The sequence below is a fragment of the uncultured Thiodictyon sp. genome, from assembly GCF_903828115.1.
Classification (GTDB): domain Bacteria; phylum Pseudomonadota; class Gammaproteobacteria; order Chromatiales; family Chromatiaceae; genus Thiodictyon.
This window is the reverse complement of sequence record NZ_CAIKKU010000465.1, coordinates 1-22,179: the sequence shown is the minus strand read 5'-3', so window position 1 is coordinate 22,179 and position 22,179 is coordinate 1. Positions and strand designations below refer to the sequence as shown.

At 65.3% G+C, this 22,179-nt stretch carries 20 protein-coding genes and 1 tRNA gene; 5 read left to right on the top strand and 16 right to left on the bottom strand.

Annotation, left to right across the window (positions count from 1 at the left end; all coding sequences use genetic code 11):
• The 8 genes from QZY48_RS17075 to QZY48_RS17040 form a co-directional block, all read right to left on the bottom strand.
• The coding region (locus QZY48_RS17075; protein ID WP_295433159.1) for a hypothetical protein at window positions 1-767 on the bottom strand (767 nt) is incomplete at its 3' end.
• Window positions 768-791: 24 nt separating this feature from the next.
• On the bottom strand, window positions 792-1,067 hold the full coding sequence (locus QZY48_RS17070) for a WXG100 family type VII secretion target (RefSeq protein ID WP_295433157.1): 276 nt from the start codon (window positions 1,065-1,067) through the stop codon (window positions 792-794).
• A gap of 14 nt (window positions 1,068-1,081) precedes the next feature.
• Window positions 1,082-1,372, bottom strand: a complete 291-nt coding sequence (locus tag QZY48_RS17065; RefSeq protein WP_295433154.1) for a hypothetical protein — start codon at window positions 1,370-1,372, stop codon at window positions 1,082-1,084.
• 16 nt (window positions 1,373-1,388) lie between these two features.
• Window positions 1,389-2,951, bottom strand: coding sequence for an FtsK/SpoIIIE domain-containing protein (locus tag QZY48_RS17060; protein WP_295433151.1), 1,563 nt, complete (start codon window positions 2,949-2,951; stop codon window positions 1,389-1,391).
• The gene (locus QZY48_RS17055; RefSeq protein ID WP_295433147.1) at window positions 2,921-5,224 is read right to left on the bottom strand and encodes a Clp protease N-terminal domain-containing protein; all 2,304 of its coding nucleotides are present in this window, start codon (window positions 5,222-5,224) and stop codon (window positions 2,921-2,923) included. The genes QZY48_RS17060 and QZY48_RS17055 overlap by 31 nt, the downstream gene beginning before the upstream one ends.
• 789 nt (window positions 5,225-6,013) lie before the next feature.
• Window positions 6,014-6,436 carry a helix-turn-helix transcriptional regulator gene (locus tag QZY48_RS17050; RefSeq protein WP_295433144.1) on the bottom strand — a complete coding sequence of 141 codons (423 nt, stop codon included), beginning with the start codon at window positions 6,434-6,436 and terminating at the stop codon, window positions 6,014-6,016.
• Window positions 6,437-6,664: 228 nt separating this feature from the next.
• A complete protein-coding gene (locus tag QZY48_RS17045) occupies window positions 6,665-7,147 on the bottom strand; it encodes a hypothetical protein (RefSeq protein WP_295433141.1) in 483 nt (160 codons plus the stop codon).
• Complete coding sequence (locus tag QZY48_RS17040; RefSeq protein ID WP_295433139.1) at window positions 7,144-7,968, bottom strand: DUF3987 domain-containing protein; 825 nt, start codon at window positions 7,966-7,968, stop codon at window positions 7,144-7,146. Before QZY48_RS17040 ends, QZY48_RS17045 begins: the two co-directional genes overlap by 4 nt.
• Window positions 7,969-8,194: 226 nt before the next feature.
• On the opposite strand from QZY48_RS17040, the gene QZY48_RS17035 reads away from it, so the two are divergent.
• From QZY48_RS17035 to QZY48_RS17025, 3 genes are all read left to right on the top strand, one after another.
• Window positions 8,195-9,277 (top strand): AAA family ATPase, encoded by a 1,083-nt coding sequence (locus QZY48_RS17035; RefSeq protein ID WP_295433135.1) that lies wholly within the window; start codon window positions 8,195-8,197, stop codon window positions 9,275-9,277.
• A complete protein-coding gene (locus QZY48_RS17030) occupies window positions 9,274-9,957 on the top strand; it encodes a DUF4276 family protein (protein WP_295433132.1) in 684 nt (227 codons plus the stop codon). Before QZY48_RS17035 ends, QZY48_RS17030 begins: the two co-directional genes overlap by 4 nt.
• Before the next feature lie 215 nt (window positions 9,958-10,172).
• A complete protein-coding gene (locus QZY48_RS17025; RefSeq protein ID WP_295433129.1) occupies window positions 10,173-10,484 on the top strand; it encodes a tyrosine-type recombinase/integrase in 312 nt (103 codons plus the stop codon).
• A gap of 71 nt (window positions 10,485-10,555) precedes the next feature.
• Here QZY48_RS17025 and QZY48_RS17020 read toward each other — a convergent pair.
• The 3 genes from QZY48_RS17020 to QZY48_RS17010 all read right to left on the bottom strand — a co-directional run bounded on the left by QZY48_RS17020 (window position 10,556) and on the right by QZY48_RS17010 (window position 13,941).
• Window positions 10,556-10,632, bottom strand: a tRNA-Arg gene (locus QZY48_RS17020).
• A gap of 407 nt (window positions 10,633-11,039) precedes the next feature.
• Entirely contained in the window at window positions 11,040-13,040 is a 2,001-nt protein-coding gene (locus QZY48_RS17015) for a UvrD-helicase domain-containing protein (RefSeq protein WP_295433127.1), read from the bottom strand.
• A 1-nt stretch (window position 13,041) separates the two neighbouring features.
• Complete coding sequence (locus QZY48_RS17010) at window positions 13,042-13,941, bottom strand: Uma2 family endonuclease (protein WP_295433123.1); 900 nt, start codon at window positions 13,939-13,941, stop codon at window positions 13,042-13,044.
• 479 nt (window positions 13,942-14,420) lie between these two features.
• Here QZY48_RS17010 and QZY48_RS17005 point away from each other — a divergent pair, with 479 nt between their 5' ends.
• Window positions 14,421-14,828 carry a DUF2782 domain-containing protein gene (locus QZY48_RS17005; RefSeq protein ID WP_295433120.1) on the top strand — a complete coding sequence of 136 codons (408 nt, stop codon included), beginning with the start codon at window positions 14,421-14,423 and terminating at the stop codon, window positions 14,826-14,828.
• 54 nt (window positions 14,829-14,882) lie between these two features.
• On the opposite strand, the gene QZY48_RS17000 is transcribed toward QZY48_RS17005, so the two are convergent.
• From QZY48_RS17000 to QZY48_RS16990, 3 genes are all read right to left on the bottom strand, one after another.
• On the bottom strand, window positions 14,883-15,278 hold the full coding sequence (locus QZY48_RS17000; protein WP_295433116.1) for a PilZ domain-containing protein: 396 nt from the start codon (window positions 15,276-15,278) through the stop codon (window positions 14,883-14,885).
• 322 nt (window positions 15,279-15,600) lie between these two features.
• Entirely contained in the window at window positions 15,601-18,306 is a 2,706-nt protein-coding gene (polA, locus tag QZY48_RS16995; RefSeq protein ID WP_295433113.1) for a DNA polymerase I, read from the bottom strand.
• A 65-nt stretch (window positions 18,307-18,371) separates the two neighbouring features.
• The gene (locus tag QZY48_RS16990) at window positions 18,372-18,860 is read right to left on the bottom strand and encodes a hypothetical protein (RefSeq protein WP_295433110.1); all 489 of its coding nucleotides are present in this window, start codon (window positions 18,858-18,860) and stop codon (window positions 18,372-18,374) included.
• A 212-nt stretch (window positions 18,861-19,072) separates the two neighbouring features.
• Between QZY48_RS16990 and QZY48_RS16985 the strand changes: the two genes are divergently transcribed.
• Window positions 19,073-20,584: a hypothetical protein gene (locus QZY48_RS16985; RefSeq protein ID WP_295433108.1), complete on the top strand. Its 1,512-nt coding sequence runs from the start codon at window positions 19,073-19,075 to the stop codon at window positions 20,582-20,584.
• Between the two features lie 12 nt (window positions 20,585-20,596).
• On the opposite strand, the gene QZY48_RS16980 is transcribed toward QZY48_RS16985, so the two are convergent.
• Entirely contained in the window at window positions 20,597-21,031 is a 435-nt protein-coding gene (locus QZY48_RS16980; protein ID WP_295433107.1) for a hypothetical protein, read from the bottom strand.
• 13 nt (window positions 21,032-21,044) lie between these two features.
• Entirely contained in the window at window positions 21,045-21,902 is an 858-nt protein-coding gene (gene metF, locus QZY48_RS16975) for a methylenetetrahydrofolate reductase [NAD(P)H] (protein ID WP_295433106.1), read from the bottom strand.
• Window positions 21,903-22,179: the final 277 nt, after the last annotated feature.

Here is a 22,179-nt window from a genome sequence, read left to right as displayed (position 1 = left end):
TGGTGACCAATCTCATGGACGATCGTTTCGCACATAGCCTGCTTGGGATCTTTGTCCGCAGTCGGATCAACGTAGATCTCTATTTTTTCGTGGTCGCCGAGCGGAAATGTCTCGCCGAGGACGAAGCCACCGTTCGGTGCCGCGCGCACTCGATCAACGTAAGCAATACCTCGAAGTTTATCAGGATCGAGATGTGCCGCGGGAATGGCCTCTTTGAGCAATGCATACACTGCCGCGTCGTCCGATAACGGGGAGCAGTCAAACCCGGACACCAACACCTGTGCCGCGGTGGGGGTAGGCCCACCTATTGAGCTCGCGGAGATGCCTGAACTTCCCCCCGCACCCGGCGCCGGAACCGCAAGGTAGGCATAGAGCAGATCAGTGTGATCCCGGAGCGCCCCCTGGGCCTTGGGTGTGTGCTGGTCCAACAGGTCGTGCGTCTCCAAGACTCGGCGTCGGTACTGCTCGGCTGCCGTGCGCAACTGACCTTCCCAGTGACGAACGTCCCTTAGGCAGTCTTCCGCCTCCGCAAGCGCCTGGTAGGCCGAAGCACGGTCATCCTCGTCCGCGGTGTCGTAGGTATGCTGCCGTTCGCGGACCTCGCGTTTCCAGTGGGCTTTCCGGTCCGCCAAGGTGTCTAGGGCAGCGCGTAACCGGGCATCAATGAGTGCCAGGATTTCTCTGGCTTTCCCCGCAAACTGCCCTAGTGCGTTGGCAAAGCGCGTGGGGACACTCGGGTCGGTGATAGAAAGCGCGTCATCGGCCATCGGTGTTGTCCGCCCCTGACTCGATCAAAAGCGGTGATCCAGGGCCTTCTGGGCCAGCGCCGCCTTGCGCTCCAGATATTCTGCGTAGGCGGCTGCCTGCTTGGGGAAGGGGGCCAGTACGGACATGGCCTCCGCGTAGCGCTTATGGAATTGCTGGAATCGGGCATCTTTCCAGGTGTGGCCCAACTCGGCGGCCTCCCGATCGATGGTCCGGGTGAGTTGGTCCAATTCCTTGTTCAAGCCTTCCAGTTCTCGGGCGAACTGGCGCACGGCCCGGGGTTCAATGATGACGGCAGCCATGGTGGATATTCTCCTCAGCGAGGCATGGAGTCGCGATGAATTTTGCCCACCTCATCGGCATAGGCCGCGATCTTGGGGGACAGTTGTTTGGCGGCCTCTTCAAAGTCAGTCAGTTGGTGGCCGACCCGCTGGAACCCCGCACGGAACCGTTGATATTCCTGGTCCTGCCAGGTATGGCCCAAACGGGCGACCCGGTTGCCGATCTCGGACTCGATCCGGCGCACCTTCTGCAAATAAGCTTTCAGATGATCGGCAAAGGTCTGAAGCCGCTCAATACTACCGACCTCAATGCTATCACTGGGCATTGGGAGTTCTCCTGGGTCAATGCGGTCGTTGCTTCAGGCTGGCCAGGGTTGTGGTCAGCCAATCGGTGCCCGGCAAGGCGTAGGGACGGAACGGGAGCAGGGATTCGGGTTCGTCCTTGTGGACGAAGACCAGCCGATTCGGCTTGAGTCGCGCCGCGGCCGTGCTGTCGATTAGTTGAGTGGAGTCACCATCGTCCATGGGGCCAGCCACGCGGAGTCGGAATTCGGCGACGGCCGACCTCCCCACCGTCTGCAGGTTGCGCATGCTGTCGCACCAGGCCAGTACATGCATTCCGAGTTCGGGTCCCTGCCGCAGCAACTTCAGGAATTGCGCCTGGGGTGAGTCCGCGTCCGGGGAGGAATAGCCGTCACCCTCTTGGAGGGCACGCGCCTTGTGTAGCCCCAGGATGACCCAGTAGACGTGCAGCGGCAAGGCCCGATCCGCGGCAATGCGTTCTTCGAGTAGGGCGTCCAGGGTCATCAATTGATCCGCCAAATGGCGCGCCTTTCCTACTTGGACCTGATGGGGTAATCCGTCCGCCAGGGTTTGGCTCTGGTTTGCCCAGGCAGCGTCGGAACGTGTCAGGTCCAAGACCAAGAAGGCCACCTGCTCCGGCCCGCGCTGCGCTGCAATGGAGAGGATGGCCGCAACCATCAGCCCCACGGCCTGTTCCTCATCCCGCGCGACGGCCAACAAGTTGCTTCCGCCCTCGGGCAAGAGGCGCGCGGCGATCGGCGGGCGCATGGCGATCGGCTCGCCCAACCAGGCATTGATACTCCCCCCCGACTGCGGCCAGGACCCAGCACCAAGCAGGGTCGAAAGTGGCACACACTCGGGTAGACGGGCGGGATCGGAACCCACAAAGACCCGCGGCCAAGGCTGGGTCGGCAGGCGGCGGGATGCAATGAACCGACCCAGGTTGGCCTGATCCTCGCCGCTATACAGCGCGACCTGAAACTCGCGGTTGCTGTCCTTCAGGCCGCCGTTGGGGTTATAGATAGCCTGACCCTTACGGGTTAAACGCGCTGGCACCAGGTTGTCGTCACCCAAGACCCTGCGCGCATCGGCCTCGCTACAGCCCAGGGCAATGCGGATACGCATTTGATCCGCCGTTTTCGCGCTCAAAGTATCGCCGTGACCAATATTTTGAGAGCAGAGAAGGACATGGATTCCCGGCCCCCGTCCCAGCCGGGCGAGGTTATCGAGGACCGCCGCCGCCCGGTTCGCCACGGCCGGATTATCGCTCGGGAATAGCACCTGGAACTCATCGACGATAAGTAGGATGCGAGGCAGGACGGCGCCGGTCTTGCGCCGGTAGGTCGCGAAATCGTTGACGCCTGCATTGCGGAACAAGTCGCCGCGCGACTGGAGTTCCGCGTTCAGCCCTTCTAGCACCGAGAGCCCATAATCGGGATCATCGTCCACCGCGATGACCTTGGCATGGGGTATGCCGAGCTCGGCATAGGCATTGAATTCCACGCCGGCCTTCAGGTCGACCAGATAGAACTGCAGCTCCTCCGGCGAATAGGCAAACGCGCCGGCGTTGATCAGTACATGCAGCAGGTTACTTTTGCCCATGCCGGTGGCACCCGCGAGCAAGCCATGCTGGGCCGATCCGCGGACTCCTCCTTGTCGATGGCGAGCGCAACCAGTCGCCCGTTGCCGTCAACACCAAGCGGGATACGAATACCGTCGATGCTGGAGCGTTTCCAGTACGTTGCCGCAGTGAGTCCGTCCTGTTCCAACAAGCGGACCAAGGGGATCTCGACCTTTTCCGCGGACTTGGCGGGCTCACCAAAGGCCGCGATGACTCGGCTGGTCAGTTCTGCCGGTGCGGGCGGGTCCAGCGCCAACTCACCTTGCGCGAAAAGGTCATCGCGCCAGACGAAGCGCCCCGCCGCCTCGTCGATGCAGACCATGGATCGCTCCAACTCGCCGATGTCGAAGCGATAGGGCAGTTCCTGCTCCTGCATCCGCACCACGATGGGATACACCCCGCAGCGCGGCCCATTGTGGGCGATGCTCGCCAGACGCCGTGCGGCTGTATCCGTGAAATTGCGCGGGAAGTCGAGTACCACCAGCACACGGTAAGGCTCGGCCAGGTCCCCCGCGCGGGCGTTATAATCCTCTATGCTTTCCGCCGGGTCCGGGATACGTCGCTGAATAATGTCCTCGACCCGCTCGGCCAGTTCACCCAGTCGCTTCTCGATATCGTCCGGCTCCGACCAAGCACGCGTGTTCACCAGGCGATCCAGGTAGTCTCGCAGGACCATGAACACCGAAACGCTGTTACCTTGACCCACTGGGTCGATGAACGTGAGATATAGCCGCCCTGGGGGAATAGTGGCCAAGAGGCGCGTCACCATCGATTGGATTGCGCCAATCACCCGGGCACGTCCGGCAACCGAAGTGGAGAAGAGCACCCCACGCCCGTTATGCAGAGAAACCAGGGAGGGCAGGACAAACGACAAAGAGTCCGCTACCGGTTTCAGCAGCGTGGCAACCTGTGGGTCCTGGAAAGTCAAGGTTCCGAAGCGCAGCGCGGGGGCGGCGGCCTTGGCTGGCGTCCACTCGCTCCATCGCGGGGTATCCCAAGCTGCGCCGATGAAGCCGGTTGATGGACCAAATACCGCAGCCTCGTCACGCAGCCCGAGGGCCAGTGGCGAAAAGCGCGCGACCAGTGCGGCCTCCTCCCGTTGCCTCTCTTCGCGGGCCTGCTGGCATTGCTGGATACCGATCTGCTTACTTTCGGCCTGCCAACGCTCAAGACACCAGCCGATGCTGCCACGTAGTGTCTCAATGTCCATCTCCAAGGTCAGGCGATTGCGTCGAACATCGGCGCGTGATAGCTGTTGCATTGCCGGAATGATGCAGAGTCCGAAGGTCCCCAGAATACCGACACCCAGAAAGAAACCCGCCCATTGGCCGAGCAGTAAAACGGCGACAACGAAAACTGCCGCGGCCCAGCCATAATAAGACAGATCGACCGCCGGTTCAGTCATTCCGGCTAGCTCCTTGCTCTTTTCAGTAATCGTTTGCGCCAGCGCATCAAGGAAAGGAATCTGGGGGGTCTGGCCCGAGGCTTTGCCAACGTCGGCCATGAGCTTCTGTAGATCGAGTCGCGGATTGGGTACGGACTTACCCTCGCTGATATGTCGATAATGGCTCGCTGTTACCGCCCACCTTGCTACCTGATCTCTTTGCTCAGCTGCGGCTGCGAGACGCCGCTCGGTCGCAAGTACCGCTTCATGCGCAGTATGCGCGGCCCGCAAAACGTCGGACTCTATAGCATTCGCCAATGCCCGCAGTTCGCCGATGATGGGGACCAGCTTGCCGTGCTCCGCCGGGCCGACACCGGGGCTGTCCCGGCCCTGGCTCTCGACCTCCGCGTTCTGGTCATTGACCACCTGACCTGCACGCACTAAGCTGATTGCCCGCTCAATGCGATCCTGTGTGAGACCCGCCTCCCCAAGGGCGGCCCCAAGCAAACCCGGGTCGTGCGTAGCTGCCAAAACAAAGATCTCCGACGAGATATAGTTTTCACCCCGCTGCTTGGCCACTGCTTCCGTATAATTCAGCAGCGAATTCAGATCATTTCCTACAGGCACGTCGCGAGATTCGACATCCGGCACCTTGAGCAGCTGATCCATAGACTCGCATAGAGTCGAACGCAAGTTGTTTGGACTCACGTCTATTTTTTCCAAAAGATGCCGAACTACTCCGCCCGATTGATCAAGGAGGGCGACCATAAGATGAGCGGGCTCAATGAACGGATTGGCGTACCCATTGGCCAGGCTTTGAGCGTCTGCCAGTGCCAATTGAAAATGAGCCGTCAGCCGATCCATACGCATTTGATATCTCCGAATATTAGCGTCTTGCGATAGGGTGGAAACCTCATTCGCAAAATCAATGTCTGCGTCTATCTGCTCTGTGGCTAGATACAGTCTGTACGCGTCGTTTTCTCATGCACCGCGACGGTCGTCCGTATCGGATCCAGAGGCGACCACTGGGGCATCACCGGTCATCGCCACACAGCCCTGTGTCGAAGTGCGTTGATTCGCCAAACCCATCACCATTTCAAACATGCACAAGTACCGCAGGAGCGACCTAGCCACGACGCAGTGTCTCATCAATCGCCGCTTCGCGCTGGGCTCAATGGTCGAGCGCTTGACCGATACCGACACCAACAGGCTTCCAGCCTGAAAATATGCCGGCGGCTCGGCGCAGTAAGCGCTGGCTTAGCCATAGCGATGATCACCAAAGATGTAGCTTGGGGAGTCGGCGACCGAGCACCTTTCCGGGCCTACTGACACACTAACGCTGCGGGACCAGAAGCGAGACCGCGCTTGGCATCGGCGTACTGCCCATAGCACAGGCCGCCGGCATCCTGTCGGAATGACGGCTGACTTTTGGCTGGGACGGCGATTAAGGCATCGCGATGACGAAGATGTCCGGGCGTTGCGCCGCGCGGCCCTGGTCGGGGGAGGGACGCTCGCGCGCCCATTGGGATTAGGAGTTTCCGGAAACGGCCAAGCCACCTGCGCCGCAGTTCCGGGCCGCGCGTGGGCCGGAGGGAACTGCAAGGGTCTCAAGTGGCGTCCAGAGTTTCACGTCGGTGTCACGCTGTCGCCGGTCAAAGGTCAGTGCGGGCAGGTCGCCCGCAAGACATGCAACAGCATCAGATATCCGTTCTTATCGGGCGGACTAGGCGCCACCAACGACTGTAGCGCGAACCATTCCCAGGGCTGCACTTCCAGCAATTTACACAGTTCGGTATCGACCGTCAGGTCACACAGACCCGGGGTTACATTGGCATCGTGACACACGCTACCGCGGGGGGCGTGAAGAGATGATGCGCTCATCTCCCCCCCGGCATCCCCGATCAGATACCCGGGGGCAACATTCAGCGCTTGCGCCAGTCCACGCACCCTCCCCATGGAAGGTTCACGGCCATCGGCCTCCATCTGGGCAATATAGCTCTGTGACGTCCCGATAAGGTTCGCCAGGGCTGCCTGCGTCAATCCAGATGCGTTCCGAGCTGATTTTAGTCGTGGTCCGATCATGGGTAAATGATCGCACAGAGTTATCGGGTTTGCAGAAAAATTTCTGGTAACCCAGAGATCAGGTGCGCCCGGTCCCATCGCGATGCTCGCGTGGTAGACGCACATCGCCGACCCGGCAGCGTTCGTGGCCACTGCCCTGGACTCGCCAACCTAGGAATCGCGGTTGGCCGCAACCTCGGTGTCCGCCACGGTCGGCGGGGCCGCGATTTCTTGAAAAGGACCGGATGGCTACCCCTCAAAACCATCGAAAATACCTACTCCAGAGGTTTTGATGGTTTTGAAGGTCGGGGGACGGGCCTTTCGGCAAATTCTGCGGTGGACGGGATGCTCCACGAGTGACAGCAGGCGCGCTGCTCCGAACTGACCACGGGCGATGCCTGCTGCTGCGGGCAGGTCGGCGCCGGGAGCGATCAGGGTAACCCAGAGAACAGGCGCGCCCAGTCCCATCGCGATGCTCGCGCGGTAGACGCGCATCACCGACCGGGCAGCGTTCGTGGCAGTTGTCCTGGAATCGCCAACCTGGGAATCGCCGATAGCCGCGTGCTCGGTGTCCAACACGGTCAGCAGGGCCTTGATCTTCTGAAAAGGCCCGGGTGGATACCCCTCAAAACCCTCGAAACCGCCTGAGCCAGGGGTATTGAGGGTTTTGAGGGTGGGGAGACCGGCCCTTTCGGCAAATTCGGCCGCACGCAATTGGTCGAGGTAGCTCATGCTGCTGGCTCCCCGCGCAGGGCAGGATGGAGGTGGTAACGCGTGGTCGGGCGGCCCGGCCCCGAGGATGCCTCGCCACGGATGCGCCCGTACTCGATCAGCACGGCCAGGGCGGCGGCAGTCCCTTCCCGATCGAGCAGCCGCCAGCCGCGCTGCGACACGTCGCGGGCCGTGAAAGGCTCCGGCAGGTCCGACAACCGCCGGTCCAGTTCGAGCGCGGCGGCCATATCGGGCACCAGGGCCGGGGCATAGATCCGCTGGGCGTGGGTCTCCAGATACTCGGACCAGGCCAGCGCACGCAGGACCGCGGCCCGACTCACCGGCCCTCCGCCCGGCGTATCTGCCAGGTGGCACAGCAAGGCCAGCGACGGGATCAGGGAGCGGAACTTGGCCAGATGCGATTCCAGCGCCGGGTGGATGCCGTCCGCGCGTATGCGCCGCTCCAGATTCGCTCGCCACTCGTTGAACAGCGCCTGCCCCTCAGGGCTGAACCGCAGCCACGGCAGACGATCGCCATCCTCCTGCGTGGCCCCCAGCGCCGCTGAGTCGATCTGGTCCAACCGCTCGTAGACCGCGCGGGCCGTGCCACGGGCCTGGGTGTCGGGGCAGCGATCCACGTTGTGCCAGGTGCCGGGGGCGTCGGGCCAGACGGCCAGTTGCAACCGCTGGATCAGCCCATCGTCGCCACGCCCGCCGCGGATCGCGGACAGCATGTAGGCCCCGGGGCTGGCGACGATGGGTCCGAGTTCAAGGTGGCCGATCCGGCCGTCGCAGGTGCGTGTCGCGGCGCAGACGACGCCGCGCTCGCCTCCCCATTTCATTGCGCCAGAAACCCGCGGTCCGCCCCTGGTTTCGCTGCCTTCGGCCCTCCCCGGCCCAGCCCCCCGGCTGGCCGCGACCCCGGTAGCGGCTGCGGCACGATGCGGTGGCCGAGCGCTTCGCTGTCTCGCCGAGCCGCGGCCAGTGATGGGTGCGGGCGGGCGTAAATCTTGCCACACGACGACGCGCGGGTAGCCGGGGCGCCCGCTTGCCCGTTACACTTGGGCCATGTCCAGGCTCAAACGTCTCACCGTCCGCGGCTTCAAATCCATACGCGAGCTCGAAGGCTTCGAGCTCGGGCCTCTCAACGTGCTGATCGGGGCGAACGGCGCGGGGAAGAGCAACTTTATTTCGCTGTTCCGCATGTTGGCGGAACTCTACGAGCAGCGCTTGCAGCTTTTCGTGCAGGAGCAAGACGGCCCCGATGCGTTGCTGTTCGGCGGGCGCAAGCGGACGCCGAAGATGGAGGCCGAATTCTATTTCGGCCAAAACGGCTATCGGATCGCTCTCGAACCGATCGGCGACAGGCTCGTATTCACCCGTGAGGAAACCTCTTTCAGCGGCGACCATGGCGATTTCCGGCGCTCGATGGGTGCTGTGCATGTCGAATCGCGTCTCGCCGAGGCGAAGGACGATCGGTTCGCCCCATACGTCAAAGCGGCAGTGGTCGAATGGCGCGTCTATCATTTTCACGATACCAGCATCTCGGCGCCGGTTCGCCAAAAGCAGGCAGTGCGCGACAATCTGCGTCTCAAGCCGGATGCCGGAAACCTCGCTGCCTACCTGCGTCGGCTGCGCGAAGGACATGAAGCACATTACCGCCGCATCGTCGAGACGATCCGGCTGGTGGCCCCTTTTTTCGGCGATTTCGTCTATCGAGAGGACCCCGGCGAGCGCATCGAGTTGGAATGGCACGAGGCGGGCGATCCGGATACCGTCTGGGGACCGCGCCAATTATCGGATGGCACCTTGCGCTTCGTCTGTCTGGCGACCCTGCTGCTTCAGCCCGAGCATCTCCAGCCCTCGACCATCCTGCTCGACGAGCCGGAGCTTGGTCTGCATCCCTATGCGCTTGCAGTCTTGAGCGACCTGTTGCGCCAGGCGAGCGATCGGTGCCAGCTCATCGTCTCGACCCAATCGGTTGAACTCGTCAATTGCTTGCAGCCCGAGGATATCGTCGTGGTGAGCCGCAAGGACGGCGCGTCCGTCTTCGAGCGTCTCGACGCCGAGCGCTTGAGCGACTGGCTTGCGGACTACGCGCTTGGTGACCTGTGGAAGATGAACGTCATCGGCGGGCGGCCGACGCGATGATCGAGATCGCGGTCGTGGGCGAGGGTCCCGCGGAAGAGACCTTTTTCCGCGACGTGCTGGGACCGGCGCTGGCCTATCGGCAGATCTTCGTTCAGCCCCGACTGATCCCCACGTCCAGGCACGGCCGAGGCGGCGCCTTGAGCCGTGATCGGGTGCTGCGCTATCTGCGCAATACCCTGCGCGAGCGCCAAGACCTCTATGTTGCGACCTTCTTCGACCTCTACGCCCTCGACACCGACTTCCCGGGGTGGAGCGAGGCGCAGGCGATCGCCGACCCCCTGGTCAAGGCCGCCCTCATCGAGAGTCGCTTGGCGGAGGCCGTCGTGGAACTCGCGCAGTGTCGGGCCGATCGCTTCCTGCCTCATATCCAGCCCCACGAATTCGAGGCGCTATTGTTCTCGGATACCGACCGCCTGGTCGAGATCGATCCCGACTGGAAGTCGGCCGCGACTCGCCTGCGATCGATCCGAACCGCCGTAGCGAGTCCGGAGCATATCGACGAGGGGCCGCAGACGCATCCGTCCGCACGGCTCCATGCACTCTTGCGCCCGCGCTTCCGCAAGGTGCTTCATGGACCGCGCGCCGCAGCGCAGATTGGGATCGAGCGGATTCGTGCGGAATGTCGGCATTTCGGGGAGTGGCTGGCGAGGGTGGAGGGATTGGGGCCGTTGAAAACCTGAACCCGAGCGGCCGGAAGACCAGTCGACGGCGCTCGCCCCGTCATGACTCCACCCGGTAACAGAAGAGCTTGGTCGCCTTGGCGGGATTGAGCAGGAAGTCGATACCGCCGGTGAGGTCATAGCGGTATTCGACCTCGCAGCCGTCTTGTTCGATCAAGGCGATGTCGATCGTACGGTCCGGTCGGTGATCGCCGCTGCGCTCGGGAAAAACCGGGATGTGGTCTTCCCGTCACCCAAGCGCAACGAGGCGATGTACCGGATCAACAACCACGGCTGGCGGGGGGGCGTGTCAGAAGGCAGGGTTGACCATGCGGGTGCATGATCTTCGGCACAGCTTCGGGGAACGGGCCGCAGACGCCGGAATCCCGTTGGACATGCGCCAGTCGCTGCTCGGTCACGAGCATCGGGATGTAACCCTGCATTATTCATCGCCGGGGTTGGCGCGACTGTTGGAGGAGGCGGAGCGGATCGTGAGACCCGTGCCGGTGCTGGGGGTGGTGCACCCCAAAGTCCGCGCGGTCGCCTGAGTTGGGTGGGAGAACACCCAGACCACAGAAACACCGACGGACGCTGCTTGGGTTGGCTAACCCGCTGAATTTGGCGCGCCCGACAGGATTCGAACCTGTGACCCCAGCCTTCGGAGGGCTGTACTCTATCCATCTGAGCTACGGGCGCTGGTGACTCGATTGACCCTCAAGGTCGTAAGTCGCGGCGTTGGCGAGGGACCCTTGCGGTCGGCTCTACGCGACTTGTAAGGATACAGGGGCCGGGGCGGTGCGTCCATATCCGCGTGGCCCGCGTGCGCGATGAGAACGGATGTGGTGGCCGAGATCCCGGGTACGCTGTCCTGGTCGTTGTCGGTTTCGTGATCGGATTGTTCGATTACGACAACGACAACGACAACGACGCCCGGTGCCTGAGAAGGTCCGGTCGCTGTAGGGTACGCAGGACCTCGCAGCCTGCCGCGTAGTCCCGTCGCGGCTGAAGCCGCTCCCACGGGGGACCTGCAGGTTCCGGGCAACGGACGCCCCGTCGCGGCCCACCGGCTGAAGCCTCGGCCTCCGGTTGGGGGACCGCGGGCGCTAGCCCAGGATGCCGCGCAGGTTGGCCAGATGCGCCAGGCCCCGGGCGCGGCCGGCGGCGGGGTCGGCCGCGCGCTGGTCGTCACGCTCCAAGGCGCCCTCGGGCAGTTCGGCGAGGAAGCGGCTGGGTTCGGTCTGGATCAGCTCACCGAAGAGTTTGCGGCGCCGCGCATAGCTGAAGGTCAGGGCGCGCCGCGCCCGGGTGATGCCGACATAGGCGAGGCGGCGCTCCTCCTCGATGCTGTCCTCTTCGATGCTGGTGCGGTGGGGCAGGATCTCCTCCTCCATACCGACCAGGAAGACCTGGGGGAACTCCAGCCCCTTGGCGGCGTGCAGGGTCATCAGGTGGACGCGGTCGCCGCCGGTCTCCTCGTCCTGGCGGTCGAGTACGTCCATCAGGGTCAGGTGGCTGACCATCTCGCCCAGGGTCTTGGCCTGGTGGTTACCCTTGTTCAGGCTGCCGAGCCATTCGATCAGGTCGTGGACGTTGTCCATGCGCCGGTCGGCGACCGCCTGGCTCGAGGCGTTTTCGCGCAACCAGCCCGGGTAGTCGATGGCCTCGGCCAAGGCGCGCACGGCGGTGACGGGGTCGGCCGCGGCGCGTTTGGCGAAGGTGCCCATCAGGTCGGTGAAGGCCTGGAGCCGCTCGCGTTGGCGCTCCGCCAGGTGCTCGCCCAGGCCCAGTTCCCCGCAGGCGGCGAGCAGGCCGACCCCGCGCCCGCGGGCATAGGTGGCGAGGTGTTCCAGGGTGGTGGGGCCGATCTCGCGGCGCGGGGTGTTGACCACCCGCAGGAAGGCGGCGTCGTCCTGCGGATTGGACAGGAGGCGCAGATAGGCCATCAGGTCCTTGACCTCGGTGCGGGAGAAGTAGGAGGTCCCGCCGCTCAGGAAATAGGGGATGCTGTGCTCGCGCAGGGCCTTCTCGAAGGGGCGCGCCTGGTGGTTGCCGCGATAAAGGATGGCGATGTCGCCGAAGGGGACGCCGTCGGTGAACTTGCAGTGGAGGATTTCGGAGACGACGCGCTCGGCCTCGTGGGCCTCGTCGCGGCAGCTCAGGACGCGCGGGGCCTCGCCGGGGCCGTGGTCGCACCACAGGCGCTTCTCGAAGACGTGGGGGTTGTGCTTGATCAGGTGGTTGGCCAGCGCGAGGATGCGCGCGCTGGAGCGGTAATTCTGCTCCAGGATGATGACCTTGAGCGTCGGGTAATCGTCCTTGAGACGGGCCAGGTTCTCCGGCCGGGCGCCGCGCCAGGCATAGATGGACTGGTCGTCGTCGCCCACCACGGTGAAGGCGCCGCGGGGGCCGGCGAGCTGGCGCACCAGTTCATACTGGGCGCCGTTGGTGTCCTGGTACTCGTCCACCAGCAGATAGCGGATACGCCCCTGCCAGCGCTCCAGGACCTCCGGGTGGGTGGCGAAGAGGCGTGCCGGTCCCAGGATCAACTCGTCGAAGTCCACCGCGTTGTAGGCGCGCAGGCTGCGCTCATAGTCGGCATAGAGCCCGGCGAGTTGGGCCTCGAAGGCGTCCACGGCGGTGGACCTGGCCTGATCGGGGTCGATCAGGTCGTTTTTCCACGCCGAGATCCGGTGCGCCACGGCCGCCGGGTTGAAGGCGTCCGCGTTGGGGATGCCGCGCAGGTGCTCCTTGACCAGCGATTCGCTGTCCTGGCCGTCCAGCAGGGAGAAACCGGGGCGCAGGCCGACCGCACTGTGCTCGCGGCGCAGGATGTCGAGCCCCAGGGTGTGAAAGGTCGACACCCGCAGGCCCCGGCTGTCGCGGCCTTTGAGTTCCTTCAAGGCGCGCTCGCGCATCTCGCGCGCCGCCTTGTTGGTGAAGGTGACGGCACCGATGTGGCGGGGCGCGATGCCGCAGGCACCGATCAGGTGGGCGATCTTGCGGGTGATGACCCGGGTCTTGCCGGAACCGGCACCGGCCAGGACCAAGAGGGGGCCGGCGGTGTAGCGCACGGCCTCGGTTTGGTTGGGGTTGAGTCCGTTCATCTCAGCCCCGGTTCGCCAACTCCGCCCTGAGCCGCGCCAGCGCTTCCTCGGCCTGGGCGCGCGCCGCCTCGGCGGCTTCCTGGGCCGCGATGGCCTGCTGCATGCCTTGCTCGGCCACGGCCCGCGCCTGTGCCTCGGCTTGCGCCTGCGCCTGCGCCTGCTGCATGGCCGCCGCCGCCCGTTCCTCGGCCTCACGCCAGCCGGGCAGCACGAACGGCGCGTAGACGGGGTCGTGGCGCATGGCCTCGGGGCTGGGCTGGGTCAGCAGGTCGTCCAGACGGAACTGGAACCCCGGCAGGACAAGGGAGCGAATCACCCCGGCCGCGGGCACGATGGGCACATAGACCCCGGCGGACGTGCGGGCGTAGAAGGCCTGGTGCCCGGGCTCACGGTGCAGGATGTAATACTCCGCAACGCCGCCGGCCGCGTACTCGGCGCGCTTGGTGACCGCGTCCCGCGCGATGCCGCGGCGGTCCTTATCCGAAAGGGCCTCGATACAAACATCGAAGACCCCGCGGTAGGAGGCGTCCAGCGGCTGGAGGGGCACCGGGTTGTCGTCGCGCACCACGCCCAGGTCCGGCTTGCGGATGACGGTGCCGGTCGGCAAGACCAGCCGGAAGCCCATCTCCAAGGCCACCATCCGCGCGCTCGGCCGGGCGCGCAGGAAGTGCCGCAACAACTCGATAAACCAGGCATAGACGAGAAAGGTCCCATAATCGGACACTGGCTTTTCCTCCAGGCGACCGTTGTTCCACTCGTAATGGACGTCCGATTCGAGGTAATAGTCGCGCCAGTACTCCTCCTCGGTGACCTCGCGGCCGTCGTGGGAGACCGGCTCGCTCACGAGCGGCACCGGCGGCGGCCGGTGCCGCCTGGCTGGGGCGCTGGTGCTCCTGGGCATGGGTCGACCTCGCGGCATCTGATGGTGGGACTGGTCCAAGGTTAGCACTTCCGGGCGCGGGTGCCGCTGACGGCCGTCGCACTCGTTCGCAAGGTCCCTCTGGGAACGCGGTCCGCGAAGCCCTGCTTCGCGCGTACTCCGAGTCCGGAAGCAGGGCTTCCGGGATCTGATTCGCCAGAGCATGACGAAGGCGGTGAATTGCAGGGTCCGCTCCAGCGTCTTGAAGATCTGGTCGAGCCGGCCGCGGTACCGGTCGCGGGCCGGGGCGGCCTGCCGCGGGCAGGCCCGGGCGTCCATCCCGTCCGGAACTTCAGACGTCGGTCGGCAAACCCCGGCAGCCACACGCATCCCGGAAACCGTTCCGGACAGGCCCATACCCCGTCCGGCGTGGGCTGCATGGGGGAAACTTGCATTGGCATCAGGCCAGAGAAGCGGCGCCCGGGAACGCGCCGTTTCTATCCGCGGCCGTTCGTAATACCATGGCGGCCTCCTCCGCCCACGGTGACGCCGAGCACTCGATGAAGTTTTTTGCCGCCCCTGCCTTGCTGCTCCTGGCCTGCGCGCTCCCCGTGCTGGCAGAAGACCCCCCGCCGCCGCCGGCCACCCCCCCCGCTCCCGGCGCGGGCGGATTTCTCGAGTCCCCGTCGGCGGCGCCCTCGCCGGTGGCCGGGGACCCGGTCGAGCCCGAGATCACCATCCGGGAGGGTGCGAACGAGACCATCTACGAATACCGGGTGCGCGGCCGACTCTACATGACCAGGATCCAGCCCCAAATCGGTCCGGCTTATTACCTGATCGACAGCAATGGGGACGGGTCCCTGGACCAGCGCAGCAGCATTCCGATGGACATCAACGTCAATCAGTGGCTGCTGTTTTCCTGGGACTGACCGCCGGAGCGACCGCGCCCGGCACACCGGCGGGGCGGCGATGCTCCGGTCATCCTAGTCGTGCAACCGCGCGAGCGCGGGACCCGTCGCGGCCGCGGCGCGGCGCAGGGTCGGCGGCGGGGGCATCGGGGACTCCAGTTGCGTCAGCATCGCGTCCAGCGCGCGATCCAACCCCAGGTCCAGCTCCGGCTGGGCCTCACGGAATTTGACCCCGACCCCGGCGGGGCTGCGGTGTACCACCGCCGCCTCCAGGCGCCAGGGCTTCCCCACACACTCCATCTCCAACTCGACCCGGGTGCCGACGGGCAGGGTCAGGTTGCGCACATCGAGATACATCCCCTGCGTCGACAGGCTGCGTCCACGCGCCGTGAAAAATCGCCGGCCGTGGTACAAGATTTGCACATCGATGTCGATCGGGTGTCTGGCAGGGTTGTGGCGCTCGGCCATCATGGTTTTCTCCTCCTTCGGTTTATCGACTTTCTTTATTATGTTAGGAACAATAGTTCATCGCGTGGTTGAATTCAAATGACGATCGTGTGAACCGGAGGTCCCGCACGGGGAGGCGGGTGCCGACGACCCGCAAAAAGAAACCCCGAACGTCCGGGGGTGGGCTTTCGGGGTAATTGCTTCCCCGGCTGGGATGGCCGGGGACAAGGGAGCCGCACGGGGGGGGAGGATCGGCGGCTCCGAGCAGAGGAGACTTGCCATATCAGAGCTTCAGGGTCGGAAAAAGTTCCGTGACCAGCGCCGACCGTTCGTCGGCGCCAAGTGGTCAGTGGGCCTGATCCCAGTCGGCGCCGACACCGATGTCCACCACCAGCGGGACCGCCAACTCCGCCGCCCGCTCCATGTCGCTGCGGATGCGCCCGCGGACCGCGTCCACGGCCTGCTCGACGACCTCGAAGACCAACTCGTCGTGGACCTGCATGATCATGCGCACGGGCGGGCGCTCCTGCTCGATCCACCCATCCAGGCTGATCATGGCCCGCTTGATGATGTCGGCCGCCGTACCCTGCATGGGGGCATTGATGGCGGTGCGTTCGGCGCCGGCGCGGCGCGCCTGGTTGCTGTGGCCGATGTCCGTGAGATAGAGGCGGCGGCCGAACAGGGTCTCCACGTAGCGGTCCTCCCGCGCCTGGGCGCGGATGCGGTCCATGAAGGCGCGCACCCCGGGGTAGCGGGCGAAATAGCGATCCACATACTCCTGGGCCGCCCCCCGGTCGATGCCGAGTTGCCGGGCCAGGCCGAAGGCCGACATGCCGTAGATGAGCCCGAAGTTGATGGCCTTGGCGGAGCGGCGCTGCTCGGTGGTGACGGCCGCCGGGCTGAGCCCCAGGACCTCGGCGGCGGTCGCCCGGTGGATGTCCTGGCCGCTCGCGAAGGCGGCGAGCAGGCGCTCGTCGCCGGAGAGGTGGGCCATGATGCGCAGCTCGATCTGGGAATAATCGGCGGCCAGGATGCGGTACCCGGGCGCGGCGACGAAGGCCTGACGGATGCGCCGCCCCTCCTCGGTGCGGATGGGGATATTCTGCAGGTTCGGGTCGCTGGAGGAGAGCCGGCCGGTGGCGGCGACCGCCTGGTGATAGGAGGTGTGGACGCGCCCGGTGTCCGGGTTGATCATCTTGGGGAGCTTGTCGGTGTAGGTGGAGCGCAGCTTTGACAGCCCCCGGTGCTCCAGGATCAGCCGCGGCAGCGCATGGCCCTGATCGGCGAGTTGCGCCAGGACCTCCTCCGCGGTCGAGGGCGCGCCGGTGGGGGTCTTGACCAGCACCGGCAGACCCAGTTCCTGGAAGAAGATCTCGCCGATCTGCTTGGGTGAACCCAGGTTGAAGCGGCGCCCGGCCGCTTCATAGGCCTGCTGCTCGAGGTCATGGATGCGCTGGGCCAGTTCCCCACTCTGCACCGCCAGCAGGTTGGGGTCGATGCGCACACCGGTGCGCTCCATGCGCGAGAGGACCGGCACCAGCGGCACCTCGAACGCCTGGTAAAGCGCCGCCAGCCGACCGGTGGCCTGCAGGCGCGGCCACAGGGTCTGGTGCAGGCGCAGGGTGATATCGGCGTCCTCGGCCGCGTAGTGGGCCGCGGGCTCCAGCGGGACCTGGTCGAAGGTGATCTGTTTGGCCCCCTTGCCGGCGATGTCCTCGAAGTGGACGGTGTCATAGTCCAGGTATTTCTTGGCCAGGGAGTCCATGTCGTGACGGCTGGCGGTGCTGTCGAGCACATAGCTCTCCAGCATGGTGTCGTGGGCGATACCGCGCAGGGTCACGCCATGGCGGGCGAGCACGCTCATGTCGTATTTGAGGTTCTGGCCGACCTTGGCCCGGGACGGGTCCTCCAGGAGCGGTTGCAGGCGTGCCAACACCGTCGCGCGGCTGAGCTGGTCGGGGGCCCCGGGGTAGCAGTGGGCGACCGGCACATAGGCGGCGCGACCGGCCGCGACCGCGAAGGAGACGCCGACCAGGTCCGCGCTCATGTAGTCGAGCCCGGTGGTCTCGGTGTCGAAGGCGAAGAGGTCGGCGGACTCCAGGCGGGCGACCCAGTCCGCGAAGGCGTCCGCGGTCAGGACCAGATCGTAGTCGGCGGCCGGGCGACTGGCGGGCGGCACAGTGGTCACGGCCCCAGGCGCGTCATCCAGGGTGGCAAGCAGGCGCCGGGCCTCCAGGCGCTCATACCAGTGGCGCAGCGCGACTGTATCCGGTGACGCGGGGATCAGGTCCCGGGGCCCCAGGTCGAGCGCCACATCCCGCTTGATCGTGGTCAATTGGCGGGCGAGCGGGAGTTGCCCGAGTGCGGCGCGCAGATGCTCCCCGACCTTGCCCGTGATCCGCCCGGCGTTGGCGACGACCCCGTCCAGATCACCGTACTCTTTGAGCCACTTGGCCGCCGTCTTCTCGCCGCACTTGGGCACCCCGGGGACGTTGTCCGCCGCATCGCCCATCAGGCTCAGATAGTCGATGATGCGCTCCGGGGGGACGCCGAACTTGGCGATGACCCCGGCGTGGTCGAGCAGGGTATCGGTCATGGTGTTGACCAGGGTCACATGGTCATCCACCAGTTGGGCCATATCCTTGTCCGCGGTGGAGATCAGGGTCCGCAGGCCCTGTGCGGCGGCGCTGGTGGCCAGGGTGCCGATCACGTCATCCGCCTCCACCCCCGGGATCACCAGCAGCGGCAGGCCCATGGCGCGGATCACCTCCTGCAGGGGCGCAATCTGCGCGCGCAGGTCCGCGGGCATGGGCGGGCGAGTGGCCTTGTAGGGGGGATAGAGGGCGTCGCGGAAGGTCGGCCCCGCGGCGTCGAAGACCACCCCGATAAAGTCGGGCCGCTGCTGCTCGATCAGTTTGCGCAGCATGGCGAGCACCCCCACCAACGCGCCGGTTGGCTCGCCCTGGGAGTTGGTCAACTTCGGGAGCGCGTGATAGGCGCGGAACAGATAGCCTGAACCGTCGACCAGAATCAGTGGATACTTGGCAGCCATGGGCGGTCTCGTCGCAGGGAGAGGGACAGGGCAGGGGGAAGGCAACGGTAGCACGGCGGCGGCGGCTAATTGAGACCGCTGACCGGGGGCGCGGGCGGGGCGGCCGTCGGCTCCTCGATCAGGAGCCGGACCGGGGCCAACTCCCGGTAGAGGATCGGCAGCGGCGCCCGGGCGCTCAGGGTGAGTATCCGCGTGCCCGAGGGATAGATCAGATGGTAGGTCTGGTAGAGGTGCAAGGGCCCTGGTCGGCCGATCAGGTCAAGGATCTGGGGCAGGGGCGTGGGCGCCTCGCTGACCAGCGGGATCAGGGTCGTAGCGATCACGAGCCCGTCGGGCCGCAGCATGGCCGTGGGCGCGGCCAGCTCGGACCGGTACAGGAACAAGGGATACAGCAGGCGCTTGAGGGCAGGATTCAGGATCAGTCCGACCTGATCGTCGCCGACCAGCCAGCGCATCCCGGCGGCGGAGTCCCCGAGGCCGCGGTGTTCCCCAAAGGCTTGGGCCCAGCCGCGGAAAAAGGCGGCGTAACGTTGGATCATGCGCTCGGCGGTCACGGTCGCCCCAAGGGTTGGCTGTCTTGACGAGAGTATGGGCCAGGACGGACACAATTTCCGCGACATCCGCCCGCGCAGCGGGGCGTCCCCGCCAGGTAAGATGCAGGGACACCCGCAGAACTGCGGAATCCAGAACCAGGCAACACTCCCGCGGGGGATTGCGGCCTAACATCGTCACTCATGTCTCATATCCGATCCAAGACTGGCCCCCGATGCGCGCCCCCCTTCTCTTACTGATCCTGGCAGTCGTGTCGGCATCCGCCGCCGCCCCCCCGGACGCGGCCCCCGACGGCGCGGCCGGCACCGCGACGCCCGCCGGGCGGCGCGTGCCCGCGGACGGGTTCTGGTCGGATGAGCCGCAACTGCAGATCTTCAGTGCCACCCTGGAGCCGAAGACGCAACGCCTGACCATTATCGGTGAGAACTTCGGCGGCCACCGCCTGCCCACGGTCAAGCTGGACGCGGCCGTCCTGAGCATCGCCAACGCCACCGAGACCCGCCTGGTGACCGACCCCCTCGCGGCCGACCAGGCCAGCATCGGCACCCATCTGCTGACGGTGATCGCGGGCAATGACCGCACCAGCTTCGCTGTCTACACACTGGTCATAGGCCCGCCTCCCGGCCCCGGCACCGGCGACGGCGCCCCCCGCCCGGCCGGCCCCGCGTCCAATCAGGTCCAGGTCATCGACCGCGGCGGCGACGTCGGCTGGTCGACGTCCATCGCGGTGGGCGCCGACGGCAACCCCCTGATCCTTTATCTCGACTACACCAATCGGGACCTGAAGCTCGCGCGCTGTCGGGATCCCTCATGTACCAGTGCCGCCCTCCGGGCCATGGATACTGAAGGGGACGTGGGGTGGTCCAACGCACTGATCGTCGGCGCCGACGGCCTGCCGCGCATGAGTTATTTCGACAACACCCGCAAGGACCTCAAATTCATCCGATGCGAGGACCCCGAGTGCCTGACCTTCAAGGCGCAGACGATCGATACCGAGGGCCAGGTCGGACAGCATACGTCGCTGCTCCTGGGGCGTGACGGTCTGCCCGTCATCAGTTATTACGACAAGACGCGGGGCGATCTGAAAGTGGCCCATTGCCTCGACCCGGATTGCGCCGCGGTCGAACGCGCCACGGTGGACAGCGTGGGCAACGTCGGCTGGTACACCAGCATCGCACTGGGTGCCGATGGCAATCCGGTCATCAGCTATTTCGACGTGACCCGGCGCGACCTCAAGTTCGCCCGGTGCACCAACCCGTCTTGTGCGTCCGCCCGGGTGACGGCCGTGGATATGGGCGGCGTCGGCCTGGGAACTGATATCGTGGTCCCCGACGACGGTCTGCCCCTCATTGCCTACTGGGACTTTTTCAACGACAACCTCAAGCTCGCCCGCTGCACCGACGCCGACTGCACCAAGGCCGAACTGGCGGTCATCGACGGCAACGGCTCGGTCGGCTCCAACGCGGCCATGGCCTTAGGCACCGACGGCAATCCCGTCATCAGCTATCACGACCACACCCACAGCAACCTCAAGATCGCCCATTGCAGCGACCGCGGCTGCACCAACGTCCGCCTCGCGGCGCCCGATGCCAACGGCTCCGTGGGCTGGCATACGAGCATCGCCATCGGTGCGGACGGACTGCCCATCGTCAGTTACTATGACGAGACCAATGGGGATCTGAAGTTCCTGCACTGCGGTGACCCCGCGTGCAGCCTGGTTGAGTAGTACGCGCCGGTCTCACCTCTGCCAGACCGGGCAGTTGCGCTGGATATCAGCCCTGACGATATCAAGATGCTCTTGCTTGATTTGAGTGGCACGGATTGGATCGAACGATTCAAAAGGGGTGCCGAAATGCGTGACCAAGTTGGCGTAAATAACAACCTTCAGTGCGGCGACCTCCGGCTGGGCCAGAAAGAGCACCGTCAGACGCTCTTCGCGATTGTTTTCAAACGCACGCCCGGGGCGGATGCGACCAGCAATCACCTGGTAGTCGTCGCGCGACGCGATCCGGTAGCCGCGCGCGACGATGGCGTTCGTCACGATGGCGCGCGCACAGTCGCGCCGGATGTGAGCCACCGTGATTTCCAGATTCCCTGATGACGTATCAGCCGGCGGGCCTCCCGCGCAAGCGCTGAGGAGTACAACGCAAAGCATGCACAGCGCGCGTTTCATGTCTCATTCGCCCTCAGGCCGACAGGCCGAGGTCCGCCCACAGGCGCAACGTCGGGCCGGACTGGTTCATGGTGTAGAAGTGCAGCCCCGGGGCACCGCCGTCGAGCAGGTTGCGGCATAGACGCAGGACGACCTCGTGGCCGAAGGCGCGCAGGGACTCCAGGTCGTCCCCGTAGCCCTCCAGCCGCCGCCGCGCCCAGCGCGGGATCTCGGCCCCGCAGGCATCGGAAAAACGGGCCAGTTGGGTGTAGTTGGTGATGGGCATGATGCCGGGAACGATGGGGACCTCGACCCCCTGGGCGCGAGCGGCATCGACGAAGCCGAAGTAGGCGTCGGCGTTGTAGAAGTATTGGGTGATGGCGGAGTCGGCCCCAGCCTGTACCTTGCGCTTGAAGTGCTCCAGATCGCGCGCCGGATTGGGGGCCTGGGGGTGGTACTCGGGGTAGGCCGCGACCTCGATATGGAAGTCGGCGGCGTGCTCGGCGCGGATGAAGGCGACCAGTTCATTGGCATACCGGAAGGCGCCGGCGGACCCGGTCCCGGTGCCGGAGGGCAGATCCCCGCGCAGGGCGACGATCCGGTGGATGCCCTGGGCGCGGTAGCCCGCGAGCAGGGCGCGGACCTCATCGGGGTTGGAGCCGATGCAGGCAAGGTGCGGGGCGGTGTCGAGACCCTGGCCGCGCAGCCAGGCGACGGTCTCGAAGGTGCCCTCGCGGGTCGAGCCCCCGGCGCCGTAGGTGACCGAGAAGAACTCCGGCGCGACGGCCGCCAGTTCGGCGATGACGGTCTTGAGCTTCGCGCTCCCCTCCGGCGTCTTGGGGGGGAAGAGTTCAAAGCTGAAGGTGGGTCGGTGTTGATCAGTGGCGTTCATGCTGGTATTGCCCTGGGCCAGACTCCGGCCTCCCGGCCGGAGTCACGGTAGCGTTTGCCTACCGACCCCAACGGGGTCGAACCTACCAGCCCAGGGCCACGCCCTGGGATAGCGTCGTTTAATCGGACCAGCCCTGAAAGGGCGTGACATACGGAACGGTTCACCAATAAGTTAAACACAGCTATCAGGCGAGTCCGCTAGGGCATGCTTTCAGCGTCGTTGTCGTTGTCGTTGTCGTTGTCGTTGTCGTAATCGTAATCGAAGTTATCGTAGCACC